This window comes from uncultured Microbulbifer sp., assembly GCF_947498635.1.
Taxonomy (GTDB): Bacteria; Pseudomonadota; Gammaproteobacteria; order Pseudomonadales; family Cellvibrionaceae; genus Microbulbifer; species Microbulbifer echini.
In genome coordinates, this window is record NZ_CANMKV010000011.1 from 43,622 (window position 1) to 60,328 (window position 16,707).

Here is a 16,707-nt window from a genome sequence, read left to right on the forward strand (position 1 = left end):
TTAGCACTGGCTTTATTGTCTATTCAGGCTGTGAAATCTGGCTAATCCTATATTCCGAATCGATTCAGGGCATGTATTGGCAAGCACAAATCCGTTCAGTTTTATCCTCTATTTTTGGGTTCGGTTCTCGGTCAGTCCTGGCCGGGTAGTAGGGCGTTTTCTTTCAGTTCATTTCGTCGCGTTTAGATGGCTTGTAAGTTGTGTTAGTCTCCGTTTATAAATTAACTCGTGTCAGCGAGCTTTCTGATTTGCAGGGCGCACAGAGTAGCAGGGCGGCACAGAACAAGCTCATGCATAGGACCGCAGCTACGCTGCGGCCTATGATGCGGGCGTTATGCATAAATAGAGTTATTGAATTATGTTTCCAATTGAACTGAATGCAAATATTGAAAGCCATAATGGCAACATTGCAAGAACAATATCCATACGCGATGGTTTAACAGTTTTAATCGGCCCTAATGGAAGTGGTAAAACACACCTTCTTAGAGCTATAAAAAATACTCTACAACCTCATTCAGAAGGCAAAAAGGTAAGGTTTTTGTCGGCAGGCCGAATGGGATTACTTGAGCAACACCGATCTGATTATAATGGTCATCACCGAGGTCTACCTTCCTACAACGATGCAAATTTCGGCTCTAAAAGTGATGTGGCTAGAAGACACAATATTGAGACGCTAAATGGTGACTTTCAAACCCTTTCCGAAAGAGCAGACATTCTTGTTAAAGTACAAGAAAGGTTGAGGAAGTTATTTAAACGTGACTTGATTATCGAATGGGACGGTGGAACCCTCAAAGTTGTATTCGCAAGATTAGATAATGATACGCAGCCTTATTCCTCTGGTAGGGAAGCTTCAGGTTTACTCCACCTCGTTGGCATTTTGTCTGCTTTATATGATGATGAAGTTGGTGCGCTGTTGTTAGATGAGCCTGAAGTATCTCTACACCCTCAGCTTCAAGCATTTTTACTTAATGAAATAGTAGAAGCCTCAGGGCATCCAAGTGAAGGTGGCTATAAAAAAATCATAGTCATGGCTACACACTCTACTGAAATGCTAAAAATTTCTAAATGTGAAGACCTGTCCTCGTTAATTTTTTGTCATGACCTAGACTCGCCTCCTGTTCAAGTTGACCCTTCGGCTGGGGAGTTACAAAACAGAAAACTTCAAACTTTAGTGGCTAGGCTAGGTCAAGAGCACAAGCTTTCATTGTTTTGCAAGCGTCCACTCCTTGTAGAGGGTCCTTCTGACGTAATGTTGTGTAGTTTTCTCTCACATAGGTTGGAGTATCACCTCGAAGCTGCTGGCTCACAAATACTGCCCGTTATAGGAACGGGACAAATGCCTGTAGTATCAAAATTTATGAAACTGTTAGGAAAAAATCCCGTTGTACTTGCTGATGCAGATGCATTTGCAGATGGTCTTGAACTGGCAAATAATTTTCTTAATGGCTGTGCCATCGCTGATCAAAAAGCTGCTTTATCTGGGGTATCATCTGCATCCAGTCTCGTTTCAGGAGTTTATAGAGACTTCTGCAGTTTGATAGCTGATAAATGGAACGAAATATCTAGCCAGTCAATGCAACATCCTTACTGGATTAATAAGAAGGATATTGATGATTCACTAGCCAAAAGAAGGTCAAGCTTTTCAACCATATTTGAGCTTGATGAAAGCGTATTGTCAGACTTTGACTCTGGGGCTGATTGGATTTTAATGAAAAGAAGGCTAGAAGCTGCTCTTGATATTTTGGAGCTGGCCGGTTGCTTTATTCTTCGACGAGGGGCTATCGAATCGTATTATCAATCATCTGACCGATTTACCGCTGAGGGAAAACCTAGTGCCGCTGTAGATGAAATTGATTTCTTAGAAAATGAAAGTAAAGAGGATGTCATTTCTTATGTTCCTGAGATCGTCAGATGTATTGAGTATGCTTCACAAGGAGAGAAAATCAACGAAGCAGAATCTTTAAGAGATATGCTTCTTTCAATTGCAGCCCCAGCAATGGCCAAGTTAAATTCAGGAACTAATACCCAAGACATCAGAATTTTGGCTAAAACTATTCTTAGGGAAAGAGCGGCAATATTTGATCTATCTATAGAAGATAACAAGCTGGAAATTAAAATGAATAGTAAAATACTTAATGTTAGCGGATTTCCTATGACCTTCAATCCGGGTGATGACGTGGTTAGAGTTATCGAGCAATCGTTGCAGTCCAATGCATAACAAGTTGCTGCACTCGGAAAAATTACTCGCTACGTTCCTAATTTTCCGGTGAGCAAAGCGTTATTTCAAGGAGAGATTTGTGGATCTAAAAGAGTTCGTTTCAGAAACAATAGTTTCTATCGTAAGTGGAATCAAAGAAGCCCAAGAGAAAACTAAGGATTTAGGTGCATCTGTTAATCCTGGCGGATTGATGCGAAAAAGCGAAGCTGTTAGCGATAATACCACTTGGGATAATCGCAATAATAATTTTTCTCAGCCAGTAGCATTTGATATTGCTATTACAGCCGAAGACTCTGCAAAAGGTGGGGCCAAGGTCAAAGTCTTGTCGGGGATTCTCGGTGGTGATGTGGGTGGCGAAAAGGGTTCAAAGAACGTTTTAGCAAGCAGAATCCAATTTACGGTTCCAGTTTTGTTTCCATCAGAAGACATTGAAGATCCAGCAGCAAGAACTATTAACAAGGCTACTGTAAAAATGCCTAGTCCAATTAAACCAATGAAATGAAATATAACAAGCGCATCAAAAATCGCCCTGCGGGCTGGACGTCGCTGACGCTCCGCCTTTTATGCGGGCATTATGTGATCAAGCGATGAACCTAGAATCTACATTTAAAGAGTTTTTAGTAAAACACAACGGTGCTGTTGATATTGATTCACTTCCCGAGGCTCAATTTCCCAAGGGAAAAGGTGATTTCTTTCTCGAAGAAAAGCGATCAATCATAGAAGTAAAAACTATATCTAGTGATCGCGCTGATGCACTAGAGCCTTGGTTTCAAAAGAGAGTAGAGAACTCCTCCGAAGTTAAAAATGGTATGCCTGTTGTTTTCGGAACTGTGTCTTTCGAGCAAGTCTATGAGGGCCATTCAAATAGAGCGCTTTTCAACAAGCAGTTAGATTCTTTGGCCGCCCGAACACTTGAAGACTATATCCGAAGTTCAAAAAAACAGATTCATGCAACAAAGAAAGCGCTCGATTGTAAGGATGCCTATGGATTTTTGGTCATTTTGAATGAAGGTTTCGAATTCTACGAAACGTGGTTTGTATATCGAGTTATACAGGTGATGCTGCAACGAATTGCAACTGAAACACCGCATCTAAAAATTGATGGTGTTTGGTATATCAACGAGTCAACTAAAAAAATTAAAGAAATTGACGTAGTTTTTATACACGAACCGGAAGAGTTAGATGATATATTACCAAATAAAATACTTGATCAGCTTGCTCGAAATTGGGCCAGCTATCGTGGATATATATCCACATAACAATCAGCGTAAGCGGGACAAATTTTCCGCTGCGCTACAAATTTGCCCCTTCGCTGGGCGTTATAACCTTTGAGGGTTCAGTGATAGAAATATGAGTAATCGAGAAAACCAAGGGCCGATAATCACTTCTCAAACGGGCTGGGACGAGTCATTTTTGATTGGTACTGAAGAAGAATTATTGGCTTTTGCACAAGGCATCGTTGATTCCGTTAAGGCGGCTAAGGAAGATAGTTTCTTTGATGAGGCAACAAAAACTAGCAACCATATATACGGAAAGCTTGGCGTATCTAGCGAAGTCCAATTTGACTGGTTAGTAGTTACAAAAGATACTGAGCAAACACTAAAAATTGGACAGAAAGTGTTGGGGTTATAACAAGCGCCGGCACAATCGCGCACCCCGTGCGCTGGACTCGCAACAAGTTGCTCGCCTGTGCGGCGGGCGTTAAGTTTCTATGAGGTTTTGATTAATGTTCAAATATCTATTAGCACTACATATAGCGTTACTTCCTTTGATGACATCGGCTCAAGAGCGAGAACACTTATCCGTCGAAGTTAACGGAAAGAATATAGGCTATGTATGTAAAGGTACCGGGGAATTGACGATACTGCTCGTCGCAGGTATGGGTCTGAACGTGCAATCAACATATAAAAATACATTTAGAAATATTGATCCTGCTAACTATAAGGTGTGTATGTACGATCGCGCCGGATATGGCATGAGCACTTATGGCGATCCAAAAGTTAGAACTATGTCTGAGCTAGCCGATGAGCTAACAACTCTTACTGAGAAGTTAGAATGGAACAAAGTAGTGCTTGTTCCCCATTCGTTCGGAGGCCTAGTGGCAAGAGCTTTTACCAACCAAAAACCTGAAGTTGTTAAAGGTATCGTGTTTGTAGATGCGGCACACGAAAGCTGGTATCAGGACATGAAGTCATCAATGTCACGGGAAGGCTGGAAAACCATGGAGTGGATTATGGATTGGGAGCGTAATCATCACTCTTTCGAGGATTTCGAAGAGGCTTCATCACATACATCAATTTATTCAATTCCCAGTGACTTACCTATCACTGTCATGTCTAGAGGTATTCCTCACGTCAGTATTCGGCAGACGAAAATGAGCTATAAAGATGTAGATACATACACTAAATCATGGGATCGGTCTCAAGAAAAACTAAGGGCTATCACTCGCAATGCGGAGGCAGTTACTATGATGTATGCGTCGCACCTTTTTGACGAATCTGACCCATGGATAGTTATTGAGCACATCGAGAAAATGATCTCAAAAATTGAAAACGAAACTTAACAAGTCAAGTCAAAAGGACGCCAATAAAATTGGCGCCCTTGCTTGAAGCGTTATGTTGAGTAGGTTCAACTTATGAGTCCCGAGGGAATTCGGATAGTTGATGTGGCTCTATTAGGTGTAACACTAGCCGCTGCCGTATCCTTATTTTTTGTTCAAGATCTATTTTTACTATGGTTGGCACTGGAATGGTTGGCGTTGGTATGTCTCCTATCTTTTTTTGCCCCAAATTTATCGCTAGCAACAAGCTATGTAAGCTCATTTGTCCCTAAGATATTCTGGCCGGAAAGTAAGCACTGGTTGTGGGGCTTAGCCATTGCATTCAACTTCATGGGGGTAGTGGAAACGGTGCAGCGGAATGCAACATAACAAGTGACTATGGTTTCTCGTCAAGCTTTTAAGCCATACTTTCATCCCAGTAGGTGTTATTTTTTACCATCGTATTCAGGATCGTAATCTGCTTTCTCATGCAGGCAATCAGAGCGACCTTTTTAGGTTTGCCAGCGTCGACTAATCGCTTATACATCGGCTTTAGTTTTGGATGATGTTGTATGGCCGACATGATGGAAACAAATAGAACCGTACGTACACGATGCCTTCCGCCTCGAATATATCTCTTTCCCTAGAAACTGCCGCTATCACGGTTCATCGGGGCGACACCTACAAGTGCAGCGATTTCTTTACGGTTCAATTTTCCGAGCTCAGGAAGTTCACTCATCAGCGTATAAGCCAATACATTTCCGACTCCTTTAGCGCTCAACAATAGGTCGCGCCTTTGCCGCCACTCAGACACACTGTTAACAAGTTTATCCAGTTTTTTGTCGATACCTTGTAACTCTTTTTTAATGGTGCTTAAAATGGTCTTGATAGGTTTGTGTACTGATTTAGGCATCCGCTGAAGCCGATTTTTTTGCATTGTGCTCATCTCTAAGCACTGGCTTCTTACAGTAAGTAAGTCACTGATCCCCCTAAGTTTTTCTGGTTTTAGCGTCGACAGCCTTAGTTTCATGGCCTCACCAAAATGTGCAATATCCATTGCATCTAGCTTGTCAGTTTTGGCGAGGCGACCTGCGGATTTAGCGAAGCTTCTTATCTGCGAAGGATTGCAAACAACAATAGGTAATCCTGCTTTGTCGGCGGCGCAAACAAACTGTAACTCGAGTCTTCCTGTAGACTCTATTAATACTCTTTGAGGTTTAAGAGGTTGTAGTTGTTTAATGGCATCCTTAATGCCATTTTTATCATTGGCAACACTAAAAAACTGGCCAGTAGGTCTCACATAAATATCGAGTTGTTTACTGCTGGTATCGATACCGACATTGATCTCTTGAGGTTCCATAAGATAAGCTATCTCCGCCTTGCTATTCGGGCTCGAGGCCCACATGACTATTCGAGTTATGCCTAGTGAGTGTCTGTCACGTTCCTACTTGTTAACGGTCTTTATAAACCGGCGCAGCAACGAACTGTGACAAACAAGGCCTTCGGTGGCCGCCGAAGGTGGGTCTCAATTTACCCGTTAACGAAAAGGATTTTCAACATCAGAATCGATCAAGAACAACCATACAAGCCGCAGCAATCGCTCCCGTTGGTCGCTGGGACAGCCAAAACGCTGCGCTTATTTGTCTGCCCCTGTGCGGGGCGTTAGGCACTGGATCTACCCACCATAATTGGAGACCAAAAATTGGCAACAGATTATATTGAAAAACTACATTTAAGAAACTTTCGTCAATTTAAGCTACTTGATATAGAATTCAGTAAACAATTCAACTTTATTGCTGGCCCCAATGGATGCGGAAAAACATCAGTTCTAGCTGGTATATCTCATTGCTTTCATCATGGCAGTTTTCAATATTCTAGATTTCAGGATGATTCAGAGTTCTGGACAGATTTAACTTTCTCTGACGAAAAAAGAAGAGTTGGTATGGGCCGAGATTCTATAAATGATCAAGGCTATCGCAATCAATCTATTAAAGCCTGGAACAAGCCTGAAGCAGAACAAGGGCGAGAATCTATCTCAATTAATGAAGTAAATTCGAAACTAAAAGAATTCTGCCCTCTCTTTATTGGTGCTCAAAGAAATATTAAATACCAGCAAATAAATGGTATGCAAAGAGAGCAACCTCTTGAACAAAAATTAAATCAATATGTTTCAACTGGAACGAAATCTCTATATGGAGACCAGCCAAGTAATATAAAGCAATGGTTTGTAAATCGTTATTTCATGATAGACAAAGATTGGGCGAAAGAAGAAAGGGAGAACTGGTATCACATGCTGGAGTTCTTACCTACTCTTGCACCTTTTAATAGTAGTTTTTCTTACGTTCGAACAGGAAAAGAGCTAGAACCAATTTTTTCGATTTATGGTGAAGAGTGCTACATGGAAGAGCTATCAGCAGGATTTCAAGCTGTTTTGTCTATTTTAGCAAATATATTTGAATGGATAGAAGGAACCCGAAAGGAAGGCTTTAGAGTAGCTAGTAAAGCTACTGGAACTGTATTAATTGACGAACTTGATCTTCATCTTCACCCAGAATGGCAGTTTAGCCTAAGAGATGGATTATCTAACATCTTTCCAAATATTCAGTTTATTGTTACCACACATTCTCCTCATTTACTTTCATCAGCCAAAGAAAATGAAGTCATTATCATGGACAGGAACCCAAATGAGAATGTGTATTCTTTGAAGCCGTCAACGAAGAGATTTTCTGGATGGAACACAGATCAGATCCTTTCTGAGGTAATGGGGGTCATGAGTTTGGAAAATAAGGATTACGAAAAATTTGTTACCGATGCCTTTGATCAGATTGAAGTTAGATCAATAGAAGGACTAAAGCATGCGATTTATAAACTCACGGATATATGTCACCCCAATGATTCAATTTTAACCGTGCTAAATGCTAAGTATGCTTCTATGGTGGCCACTTCAAATGATTAAGCTCGAACGTAAACCAAAGCCTGATATTTTGACACAAAATGAACATGGCTGGTCATGCCAGCTTAAAACTGCCGTTTCTGCATATGGCTACTATTCAAAAATACCAAAGGATGATAAAGCAAAGTTACTAGTCCACTACAGGCATCCAGATATTAAGGCTCCATTATTTGAGAGTTCAAATGAAAAGTGTGCATTTTGTGAGAGCAAACCCGCTGAAAGTGGCAATATAGAGGTGGAACATTTCATCCCCAAGTCTAAATATCCTGATTTTGCATTTGATTGGGACAATTTCCTTCCTGCATGCAGGAAATGTAATAGAAGTAAGGATGACCACGATACTTTAAAGCACCCCATTGTAAATCCATACGAAATTGATCCTAGTAAAGTATTTCATTATCAAGATATAAGGATAGCCCCTAATGATAATGAGCATAAAGATATTGGTAATTTAACGATTGATGTCTGCAGCCTTAATTCGGTTCGCTTGATGAAACCTAGAGCCGATATATTAATTAGTTTACATTCCTTTAGTGCTGCAATAGAAGATGCCGTAAAAGACTTTAACGAATCTGATACAGAGCAGAAACGCAGGAACCGAAAAAGGAAAATTAGCGAATCATTGGAATCGATTGAGTTACTTACTAGTCCTTCGGCAAAGTACTCAGGCTTTTGTAAAGCGTATTTGGAGCATTGCGCTCCTTACCACGCTGCAAAGTCAATTGTTAATAACGATGCCTAAATCGGGTAGCCGGTAGTTTCTAGCTACCGGCCCCCACACCACCCATCGTGCGGGTCCGGAATGGGCGGTTCCCTATCCGCAATGAATCTCTACCCAACGATAGCGTCGAGCAGCTCTTCATTTGAGTTGAGTGTCATGGCAGTGCGCTACGTCAATTTTATATCCGACTGGCAACATATCGGTAGGCTAGCCCTGTCTTTTAACTCGTGGATTTTGGGTTCAGGCCTTCACCGTATACAAGGTATTAATCTTGGCATTAGGCTACTATGCCATCGGCTGACTTCTGTTCAATCACCTTGGCCATTACTGGCCGAGGCGCGGCTGTGTTCCACCAATTTTGTTTGCCCCCGCGATGGTGGCTAGCGGGTTAGGCCTACTTATGAGTCAGCGGCCACGCTGACAGTTTCACAGCAGCAAGCTGAACAGATCTCCCCAGATAAGAACGTGAACTTTCACTACACAACTGCATCATTTACTCTACCCGTTAGATCACATGGCTTCGGTATCCTTGGCCACCTCGCTTCCAGGCTAAGCCTTATAGGATGTTTCTATTCGTCAGCTCGTAGTTCTGCTAGCGGCTTCCTCCCCACAAGACCTCGCGGTGTTGCAGTTGCCATTCGCTAATAGTTAGCATTTAATGGAACCCATTAAATGGTGATCTTCCTACAGGGGACTTTCACCCCATTAGTTCACGCCCATGCTGGGCGTACCAAGCGCCTGCAATCTGACCTCCGGCAGTTGAGCGCGGCGTTATACATAAAGAGTTATCAGGCTAGGAGATTTGATTGGTGGGGATGTTCTTTTTTATAGAGATTCTGTCAGGATTCATTGAGCTTTTAATACCCTTTGCATTCCTGTTAGTGTCTTATCGTTTCTCTGCTTTGTTTAAGAGCTATGAATTAACTGCATTCAAAGAGCTATCGTGGGGGTTCCGATTTTTGTTTATGGCATACTTCCTTCCAATAGCTGGGACGTTTATTGGTAACCTTATACACGAAGAAAATATTGCAGACTTGGAGTTCGTCTACATGGGACTTCCTTACTATATATCAGCTTTCATTGGGGTTGGTCTCTGCTTTAAAGCCACTAAATCATTCATAGCTTTTGCAAATGCATAACCAGTTGCTGAAATACGTTCCAGGCGCAAAAATCGCGCCCTCCGCCGGACAGCCTACACTGCGTTACGGCTGCCGTTTGGCAAAGCGTTATGCTTCAAGCAGTAACTGGTAAATGTATGAAAATTAGAAAAACTCTCAAATTAGTCGTTAACATTATCTCTTGGATGTGGTTTTTAGTTCACGGAGCTTTTTCAGCTCATGCTTTTGCTTTTTCACAAAAAACGGAAGATAGGGTATACGTAATTAATAGCCCTTTGACTTACAAGCTGCTTAATCCTATTTCAGGAGGCTCACTTGGATTTACACTCCCTTTCGTCGGTGTTGCATACGTCAATGGCGCCGCAGTTAAAGAAGCTGATACGTCAATGGCAGGTGTAATTGAGCATGAGGCCAAGCATATTGAGCAATTTTGGGAGTTGGGCGTCCAGCATTTTCAAATAGATGAATGGAAGCTGGAAGGTGTGGCCGAGTATGCTCGTGGAGGTTCAACTATCAGTCTCTGCGCCTCCGGACTCGATGAAAGCAAAGCTCGTCAAAGATACCGAGATTATCATGTTGTTGTAAAGTATCTAATTGAGGCTGATGGCCTAGATGAAAATGAAATATACAGGTACCAGGAATATCCGTTAAGGGAAGCAACGGATTGGATAAATACTGAAATTTGTGGAAAAGCATAAATCGAGTAGCCGGTAGTTTTTAGCTACCGGCCCCCACACCACCCATCATGCGAACCTGCAATGCGCAGCTCCCTATCCCTAATGAATTTCTACCCAGCGATAGTATCGAGCAGCTCTTCAATTGAGCTGAATATCATGGCAGTGCGCCACCTCAACTTTATCCGACTGAAAACATATCAGTAGGCTAGCCTTGTCTTTTAACTCGTGGAGTTTGGTGCAGGCCTTCACCCTGTCCAAGGTATTAATCTTGGCATTTGGCTACTATGCCGTCGGCTGACTTCTGTTTAATTACCTTGATCATTACTGACCGAGGCGCCGCTGTGTCCCACCATTTTTGTTTGCCCCACGATGGTGGCTAGCGGGTTAGGCCTACTTATGAGTCAGCGGCCACGCTGACAGCTTCACAGCAGCAAGCTAAAATGACCATATAGTACCGATAAGAATAATACCCCTAATACATTTAATGTTTGTAGGAGCATTATTACTTTAACATGCAATAGGTATCCCCCGACGCAAGGACCAAAACAGTGGCCAACGTTGATAGGTGAATAAAACACTGCAACTGACTCAGCGGCGTCAAACTGGCTTGTTGTCCCCAGTCAACATAGACTTTACCTGCATAAGCATCGAATTTTATAGGGAAACTCAATGCTCTTTGATGGTGTTTTCGATTTTATCCACAGGTGAAATGAAGGGTTGAAATTGGCATAGACCTTCCAGATAAATTCAAAATCTTAGTACAAATTAGTGAATTTCAACACATTCTTTAGGTTAAGGCTATTGTTACATAGTACATTAAGCTTTAAGGCTCTGGCTTAAATGACAATATTTTACATACAGAGAAAACCACTATGTGTTTTTCAGCCACAGCATCATTCGGATCAGCAGCTGTCCTTCTTGTTGGCGGTGCTTTGTGTACAAGACACGCTATAAAAAATGATAAAACCTATTTATTACTCGCAATTACCCCTATCCTTTTCGCGTTACAACAAGCGAGTGAAGGCATGGTATGGATTGGATACAACGGAAACTTAACATCACTAACAACAGTATCTTCCATTTTCTTTCTATTCTTTGCTCTGCTTTTTTGGCTTGTCTGGATACCAACCGTAGCCTTTAGCCTTGAAACAAAAAAATGGAAAAGGATTTTTTTTATTATAGTAATCATCATAGGTTTTGTTTTTGGTTTATACCTTTGGATACCTGTCCTATTAGAAACAGGATCAAGACACTTGATAAAAACGAGCGTATGCGGGCATAGCCTATGCTATATCACTTCCGACTACAGCTTATTCGCCATTACAGCAGGACATATTATTTATTCTTTACTTGGCTTTTTATTTTTATTATCAAGCAATCGGATTTTTAGAAAATTTTGGACACTTGTCATGCTGCTCGGTGTTATCGTCTACTTTACTCATCGTGAAACATGGATATCAACCTGGTGTTTCTTTGCTGCAATATCGACCTTATGGATTTATTTTCTATTAATAAATGATTATAAAGCAAAGATGAAAAAACAGATTTTATGATTGAACTGATAAAGCTAATTTGGCCACAGCATAAAGGGAAATACCAGCAAAGACCTTTTTAAGAAGCTAAGGAAGTAATGCTTTTGACCTGGTGCTTGCTTTCAATATTACATAATGAGTTACTGTATCCGACTATGGTATAGTGCTGACAACACTATACAAGCCAATACCAGCCAATACCAGCCATCAAAATATTATGGACCTCAAATTTGTTTCGCCTAGCATGAAAATATTGTTTTTCACTCTGTCAGTTATATTTATTTCCGGATGTGTTTCCACCGCTAACATATATGAGAGAAATGCGAAAGCCAATGAACTAGAAGCACAGGCTGAAGACGCCAGAATAAGCAATAATTATTCCATGGCCACACAGCTGGATAGGAAGGCAGAGCAGCTACGAGAAAAGGACTCTATCGACAAAGAGGATATCGTTGCAGGTCTTTTTTCCGAGTTTTTTAAACGGTTATTCGGGGGAAACTCTAAAAATGATCAGCATGGTTGGCAGTAAAGCGAAGCACTAAAGCAAACCTTTGCCAACAAGCATTAGGCGGTTCAAGATCTCTATGCCGAGGCTGATGGTATAATCTGATTTGGGCCGGCTTATTTTACAGTGAGATATCGGTTCTATTTAGCTGGTCACTGTGATTCTGTGATAGACCAGATCTTATTCTCCACGAGAAAGGAGACATTGGCATATGAGGTTTAGAATGGGTGTTTAAATAACCCACCTGCTCAAAAAACACCCAAATCAGTTCCAGTCAGAAGAAGTCCCCACTGGGCTGCTAATAGTATGCTTCAGACGGGACTGGTTGCCGGTTAGCTTAGTGATAACTATGATCAGCAACTACACCCGAACACTGCCCGAAGTGTTTAAAAGCCAAACTACCGGAAAACCCGTGCACCCCATACTCTCCATAGAAAACCTTCAGTGCCGCTACGGCAAGCAGGTGGTTATCGAATCAGTTTCCTTTGCTTTACAGGCCGGGGAGATTGCCTGCTTGTTGGGCCCCAGCGGCTGCGGCAAAACAACGTTGCTACACGCCATCGCTGGATTTCAGCCAGTCGCTGCAGGGAATATCCAACTGTCTGGAGAAGTAATCTCTTCTCCCAAAGTAAAGATTCCTGCGGAGCAGCGCAAAATTGGGGTGGTATTTCAGGATTATGCCCTCTTCCCACACCTCACTGTTGAGCAGAATATCGCCTTTGGTATCCAGTCAACGCCAAAAGGCGAACGGCTATCCCGCACTCAGTCGTTGCTACAGCTAGTACGGCTGGAAGGCTTCGAGCAACAGTATCCGCACCAACTATCCGGCGGTCAGCAGCAGCGTGTCGCTCTGGCTCGGGCACTGGCACCTCGCCCCAAGCTATTGCTGCTGGATGAACCCTTTTCCAACCTAGATACCGAACTGCGCCGCAGTCTCGCCGCCGAAGTCCGCCATATACTGCGCGAAGAGAAGATCCCTGCGATTATTGTTACCCACGACCGCCACGAGGCCTTTATTGCTGGAGACAAGCTGGGAGTGCTCAGCCAAGGTCAATTACAGCAGTGGGACAGTCCACAAAATACTTATCAGAAACCAAAGAATTTGGCGGTTGCGAGAATCGTTAGTGAAGGGAACATCATCTCCGGTACTGTCTTGGGCAATGACCTGATCAGCACCCCATTAGGGGAAGTAAATATACCGACAGCTGCATACGAAAATGGGGATAAGCTTGAACTGTTTGTGCGCAGTGAGGATATTGCCGCAGGCGAACATCCCCGCGCGGTTATGGCACAGGTGGTGGAAAAGAATTTTCTCGGCAATCAGGTGAGCTACCGCTTTCAGTTAGCTGCAGGCGAAACCGTCGAGGCCGCTTTGAAGGCAAATATTCAAGCCGCTGCCGGTGATAAACTACCCCTACGTCTCTCCTCTGCCCTAGTGTTTGAGCAGGCCCAATAGTAACTATCAAGATAGGGCGGGCGCTTCAGAGCTCGCCAGGGCTGTGCGCTCCTCACCTCTACGTGACCCAATGGAACGGCTCAGCAAAATCACCGGGATTAATCCCACCAAGACAATCAATAAAGCCCCCAGGGCCGAGCGTTCCAGCATCTCATCAGAAGCAAACTGGTAAACATAAGTCGCTAGGGTATCAAAGCCGAAGGGGCGCAGTAGCAAAGTCGCCGGCAGTTCTTTCATACAGTCTACAAAGACCACCAGGCCGCCTGTGAGAAGGCCTGTACGCACCAAGGGGAGATGCACAGCCCACAAGGTTTGCCAGCTATTACGCCCCAGAGAGCGGGCAGCCCTATCCATAGATGGGGTTACCTTCTCCAGACTGGATTCTATGGCCCCCGTGGATACCGCCAGGAAGCGCACTGTATAGGCAAAAATAATGGCAAAAATACTGCCGCTTAACATTAGCCCTATGGAGATATCGAAGTGTTCACGTAAAAAAGCATCGACGGCATTATCAAAAGCGGCCAAGGGAATCAGGACACCAATCGCCAATACCGCCCCTGGCATTGCATAACCCAGCTTGGAAAAGCCGACTAAAAGCTTCACAGACCTCTTGGGTTGCAGCCGCTTACCGTAAGCCAGCAGCAAGCCCAGCAATACAGAGACCAATGCCGCTGCGATAGACAGCAACAAGCTATTGCTGGCGATCTGTATAAAATCTTCACTCCAATAGCTGGAAAAGTTACTCAGTGCGTATCCACCCAGAACCAGCAGGGGGATAATAAAACCAGCCACCAACAGTAACCCGCAAAACAAGAAAGCTATACCGGATCGCCAGCCACGTAACACATAACGTTCACGCTGGGAATTTGGCGATTGTACAAAGTGCTTCTGTCTCGCCCGCCCCATTCGCTCCAGCGTAATTAGCAGAACCACAAAAATCAGGGTGCTACAGGCAATTTGTGCCGCCCCCCCTAAATTACCGCGGCTCAGCCAGGTATCGTAAATCCCGACACTCAAGGTGCGCACCGCAAAGAAGTCGACAGTGCCGAAGTCATTCAGGGTTTCCATCAAGACCAGTGATAAGCCCACCGCAATTGCCGGGCGTGCCATTGGCAGGGATACGCGCAAAAAGCTCTGCCAGGGCGTACAGCCCAATGACCGGCTCGCGGCCCGTATACTGCCACACTGTTCGATAAACGCCGCGCGCGCGAGCATATACACATAGGGAAAGAGCACCAGTGACAGCATGGCAATCGCCCCCCCCATACTGCGGATCTCAGGGAACCAGTAGTCCCTGGCCGTCTGCCAACCAAACCAGGCCCGCAAGGACTTTTGCACGGGGCCCGCGTACTCCAGCAAATCTGTATAGACGTAGGCAATCACATAGGCGGGAACGGCAAACGGCAGTAGCAATGCCCACTCAAACAAACGGCGCCCGGGGAACTGGCACATGCTCACCAGCCAAGCGCTGCCCACGCCCGCTATCAGTGTTACTAAACCGACACCACCAGCCAGAAGTAATGTGGAGGACACATAGTGGAACAGCACCGTGTCTAACAGGTGCGGCCAGATATTCTCTTCAGGAAAAAATGCCAACCAAAAGATAGAGAGCACTGGCAAAGCTACTAGAAGGGAAATAGTAGCTACCAGAAGCAGCCAGCGGGAAGCTGATAAATTCGCTCGGTTTAGCATGAATTAAGCAATCAAAAGCCCATTATAAAAGAACGGCCCTGGTCTCTCGACAGGGCCGTTCGAATAAGACTGAGATAGTACTGCCAATATGCTGGGCAGCAATTTCCACTCAGTTAACCATTCTAAAAGTCAAAGCGCACTTCATCAACCATACGGGAAGCCGCCGGAACGTAGGAACCGATTTCCGTGAGACTCAGATTGTCTTCCTTGAATTCCCCCATATATTCCTTAATCAACTCAGAGCGGGCCGTGCCGGGGCGCACCGGGAATTCAAAGTTTTTCTCAGCATAAGAGTACTGAGCATCGGCGCCACTGAGGAACTCCAGCAGCTTAACGGCATTTTCACGGTTGGGGGCATGCTTGGTCAGCGCCGCGCCGGAAATAAACATATGGGTACCGCGATCCTTCTGGTTAGGGAAGATCAGATTTACTGATTTGGCCCAATCCACCTGCTCCGGCTGCTCCTTATTGGTGATCATTTTACCGAAGTAGTAGCTGTTCCCCAGGGAAAGGTCACAGACACCTTCGCTAATGGCTTTAACCTGGGCGCGGTCATTGCCCTGCGGCTTACGCGCCAGATTCGCTTTCACCCCCTGCAGCCACTCTTTGGTTTCTGCTTCACCGTGGTGGGCGATCATGGAGGCGATCAAGGATAGGGTGTAAGGATGCTTGCCGCTGCGGGTACAGATTCGGCCCTTCCACTTGGGATCAACCATTTCTTCGTAGCGAGTGATTTCACCGGGCTTAACGCGGTCTTTGGAGGCGTAGATTAAACGCGCTCGGGTTGTCAGGCCGAACCAGTTGCCGGCCTCATCACGGAATTGTGTCGGGATATTTTGCTCCAACACCTCGCTCTTCACCGGCTGGGTCAACTGCTTGTTCAGCAGGTCCATCAAGCTGCTGGTGTTGGAAGTGAGTACCAAATCTGCCGGACTGTTACGCCCCTCGCGCTGCAGGCGCTCGTTGAGCCCCTTGCTGGCATACACCACCTTTGTCTCAATACCGGTTTTCTCAGTAAATTCCTCCAGTATCGGCTCAATCAGAAAGGGCTGGCGGTAGGAGTAAATATTCACTTGCTCCTCGGCATTGGCACCAATTGCTCCGGCCAGGCCAACAGCCACAGCGATTTTCTGGAATAGGGACTTGCTAAACATAGGAGTCATATCACCCGCGAATTGATTTGAGAAGCATTCTCATTAGAGTTGGTGGGAATGTCAACTTCCCTGACACATTCGGGTGAGGCGGCAAAGTCGCAAAATCCCACCTATGCTTACACTCAAACCGGTCATCCTACAG

13 protein-coding genes and 1 pseudogene are annotated in these 16,707 nt (G+C 44.3%); 11 read left to right on the forward strand and 3 right to left on the reverse strand.

The genetic code is table 11. The annotated features are described in order from the left end of the window. The first annotated feature begins 358 nt into the window (after window positions 1-358). The 5 genes from Q1A69_RS07705 to Q1A69_RS07725 all read left to right on the forward strand — a co-directional run bounded on the left by Q1A69_RS07705 (window position 359) and on the right by Q1A69_RS07725 (window position 4,781). Complete coding sequence (locus Q1A69_RS07705) at window positions 359-2,218, forward strand: AAA family ATPase (RefSeq protein WP_299583557.1); 1,860 nt, start codon at window positions 359-361, stop codon at window positions 2,216-2,218. 79 nt (window positions 2,219-2,297) lie between these two features. After that, on the forward strand, window positions 2,298-2,720 hold the full coding sequence (locus Q1A69_RS07710) for a hypothetical protein (protein WP_299583560.1): 423 nt from the start codon (window positions 2,298-2,300) through the stop codon (window positions 2,718-2,720). Window positions 2,721-2,805: 85 nt separating this feature from the next. Then, on the forward strand, window positions 2,806-3,477 hold the full coding sequence (locus Q1A69_RS07715) for a hypothetical protein (RefSeq protein ID WP_299583563.1): 672 nt from the start codon (window positions 2,806-2,808) through the stop codon (window positions 3,475-3,477). A 91-nt stretch (window positions 3,478-3,568) separates the two neighbouring features. Then, the gene (locus tag Q1A69_RS07720) at window positions 3,569-3,850 is read left to right on the forward strand and encodes a hypothetical protein (RefSeq protein ID WP_299583566.1); all 282 of its coding nucleotides are present in this window, start codon (window positions 3,569-3,571) and stop codon (window positions 3,848-3,850) included. 94 nt (window positions 3,851-3,944) lie between these two features. Further along, window positions 3,945-4,781, forward strand: a complete 837-nt coding sequence (locus Q1A69_RS07725; protein WP_299583569.1) for an alpha/beta hydrolase — start codon at window positions 3,945-3,947, stop codon at window positions 4,779-4,781. Window positions 4,782-5,175: 394 nt separating this feature from the next. Here the strand turns inward: Q1A69_RS07725 and Q1A69_RS07730 are convergent. Next, window positions 5,176-6,117, reverse strand: a pseudogene (locus Q1A69_RS07730) (IS110 family transposase). Between the two features lie 342 nt (window positions 6,118-6,459). On the opposite strand from Q1A69_RS07730, the gene Q1A69_RS07735 reads away from it, so the two are divergent. From Q1A69_RS07735 to Q1A69_RS07760, 6 genes are all read left to right on the forward strand, one after another. Then, on the forward strand, window positions 6,460-7,713 hold the full coding sequence (locus Q1A69_RS07735; protein ID WP_299583572.1) for an AAA family ATPase: 1,254 nt from the start codon (window positions 6,460-6,462) through the stop codon (window positions 7,711-7,713). Continuing rightward, a complete protein-coding gene (locus Q1A69_RS07740) occupies window positions 7,706-8,452 on the forward strand; it encodes an HNH endonuclease (RefSeq protein ID WP_299583575.1) in 747 nt (248 codons plus the stop codon). The genes Q1A69_RS07735 and Q1A69_RS07740 overlap by 8 nt, the downstream gene beginning before the upstream one ends. A gap of 1,234 nt (window positions 8,453-9,686) precedes the next feature. Continuing rightward, window positions 9,687-10,247 (forward strand): hypothetical protein, encoded by a 561-nt coding sequence (locus tag Q1A69_RS07745; RefSeq protein ID WP_299583578.1) that lies wholly within the window; start codon window positions 9,687-9,689, stop codon window positions 10,245-10,247. Between the two features lie 851 nt (window positions 10,248-11,098). Next, window positions 11,099-11,779 carry a DUF6629 family protein gene (locus Q1A69_RS07750; protein ID WP_299583581.1) on the forward strand — a complete coding sequence of 227 codons (681 nt, stop codon included), beginning with the start codon at window positions 11,099-11,101 and terminating at the stop codon, window positions 11,777-11,779. Between the two features lie 142 nt (window positions 11,780-11,921). Further along, complete coding sequence (locus tag Q1A69_RS07755) at window positions 11,922-12,287, forward strand: hypothetical protein (protein ID WP_299583584.1); 366 nt, start codon at window positions 11,922-11,924, stop codon at window positions 12,285-12,287. Window positions 12,288-12,612: 325 nt separating this feature from the next. After that, window positions 12,613-13,719, forward strand: a complete 1,107-nt coding sequence (locus Q1A69_RS07760; protein WP_299583587.1) for an ABC transporter ATP-binding protein — start codon at window positions 12,613-12,615, stop codon at window positions 13,717-13,719. A 6-nt stretch (window positions 13,720-13,725) separates the two neighbouring features. On the opposite strand, the gene Q1A69_RS07765 is transcribed toward Q1A69_RS07760, so the two are convergent. Next, window positions 13,726-15,333 carry an iron ABC transporter permease gene (locus tag Q1A69_RS07765; protein WP_299583590.1) on the reverse strand — a complete coding sequence of 536 codons (1,608 nt, stop codon included), beginning with the start codon at window positions 15,331-15,333 and terminating at the stop codon, window positions 13,726-13,728. A gap of 200 nt (window positions 15,334-15,533) precedes the next feature. Continuing rightward, window positions 15,534-16,565: a Fe(3+) ABC transporter substrate-binding protein gene (locus tag Q1A69_RS07770; RefSeq protein ID WP_299583592.1), complete on the reverse strand. Its 1,032-nt coding sequence runs from the start codon at window positions 16,563-16,565 to the stop codon at window positions 15,534-15,536. Between the last annotated feature and the right edge of the window lie 142 nt (window positions 16,566-16,707).

Coding starts and splice junctions, on each gene's coding strand:
- Q1A69_RS07740 (WP_299583575.1), top strand. CDS start 7,706: ATGATTAAGCTCGAACGTAAACCAAAGCCTGATATTTTGACACAAAAT.
- Q1A69_RS07725 (WP_299583569.1), top strand. CDS start 3,945: ATGTTCAAATATCTATTAGCACTACATATAGCGTTACTTCCTTTGATG.
- Q1A69_RS07750 (WP_299583581.1), top strand. CDS start 11,099: ATGTGTTTTTCAGCCACAGCATCATTCGGATCAGCAGCTGTCCTTCTT.
- Q1A69_RS07705 (WP_299583557.1), top strand. CDS start 359: ATGTTTCCAATTGAACTGAATGCAAATATTGAAAGCCATAATGGCAAC.
- Q1A69_RS07720 (WP_299583566.1), top strand. CDS start 3,569: ATGAGTAATCGAGAAAACCAAGGGCCGATAATCACTTCTCAAACGGGC.
- Q1A69_RS07760 (WP_299583587.1), top strand. CDS start 12,613: ATGATCAGCAACTACACCCGAACACTGCCCGAAGTGTTTAAAAGCCAA.
- Q1A69_RS07770 (WP_299583592.1), bottom strand. CDS start 16,565: ATGTTTAGCAAGTCCCTATTCCAGAAAATCGCTGTGGCTGTTGGCCTG.
- Q1A69_RS07745 (WP_299583578.1), top strand. CDS start 9,687: ATGAAAATTAGAAAAACTCTCAAATTAGTCGTTAACATTATCTCTTGG.
- Q1A69_RS07715 (WP_299583563.1), top strand. CDS start 2,806: ATGAACCTAGAATCTACATTTAAAGAGTTTTTAGTAAAACACAACGGT.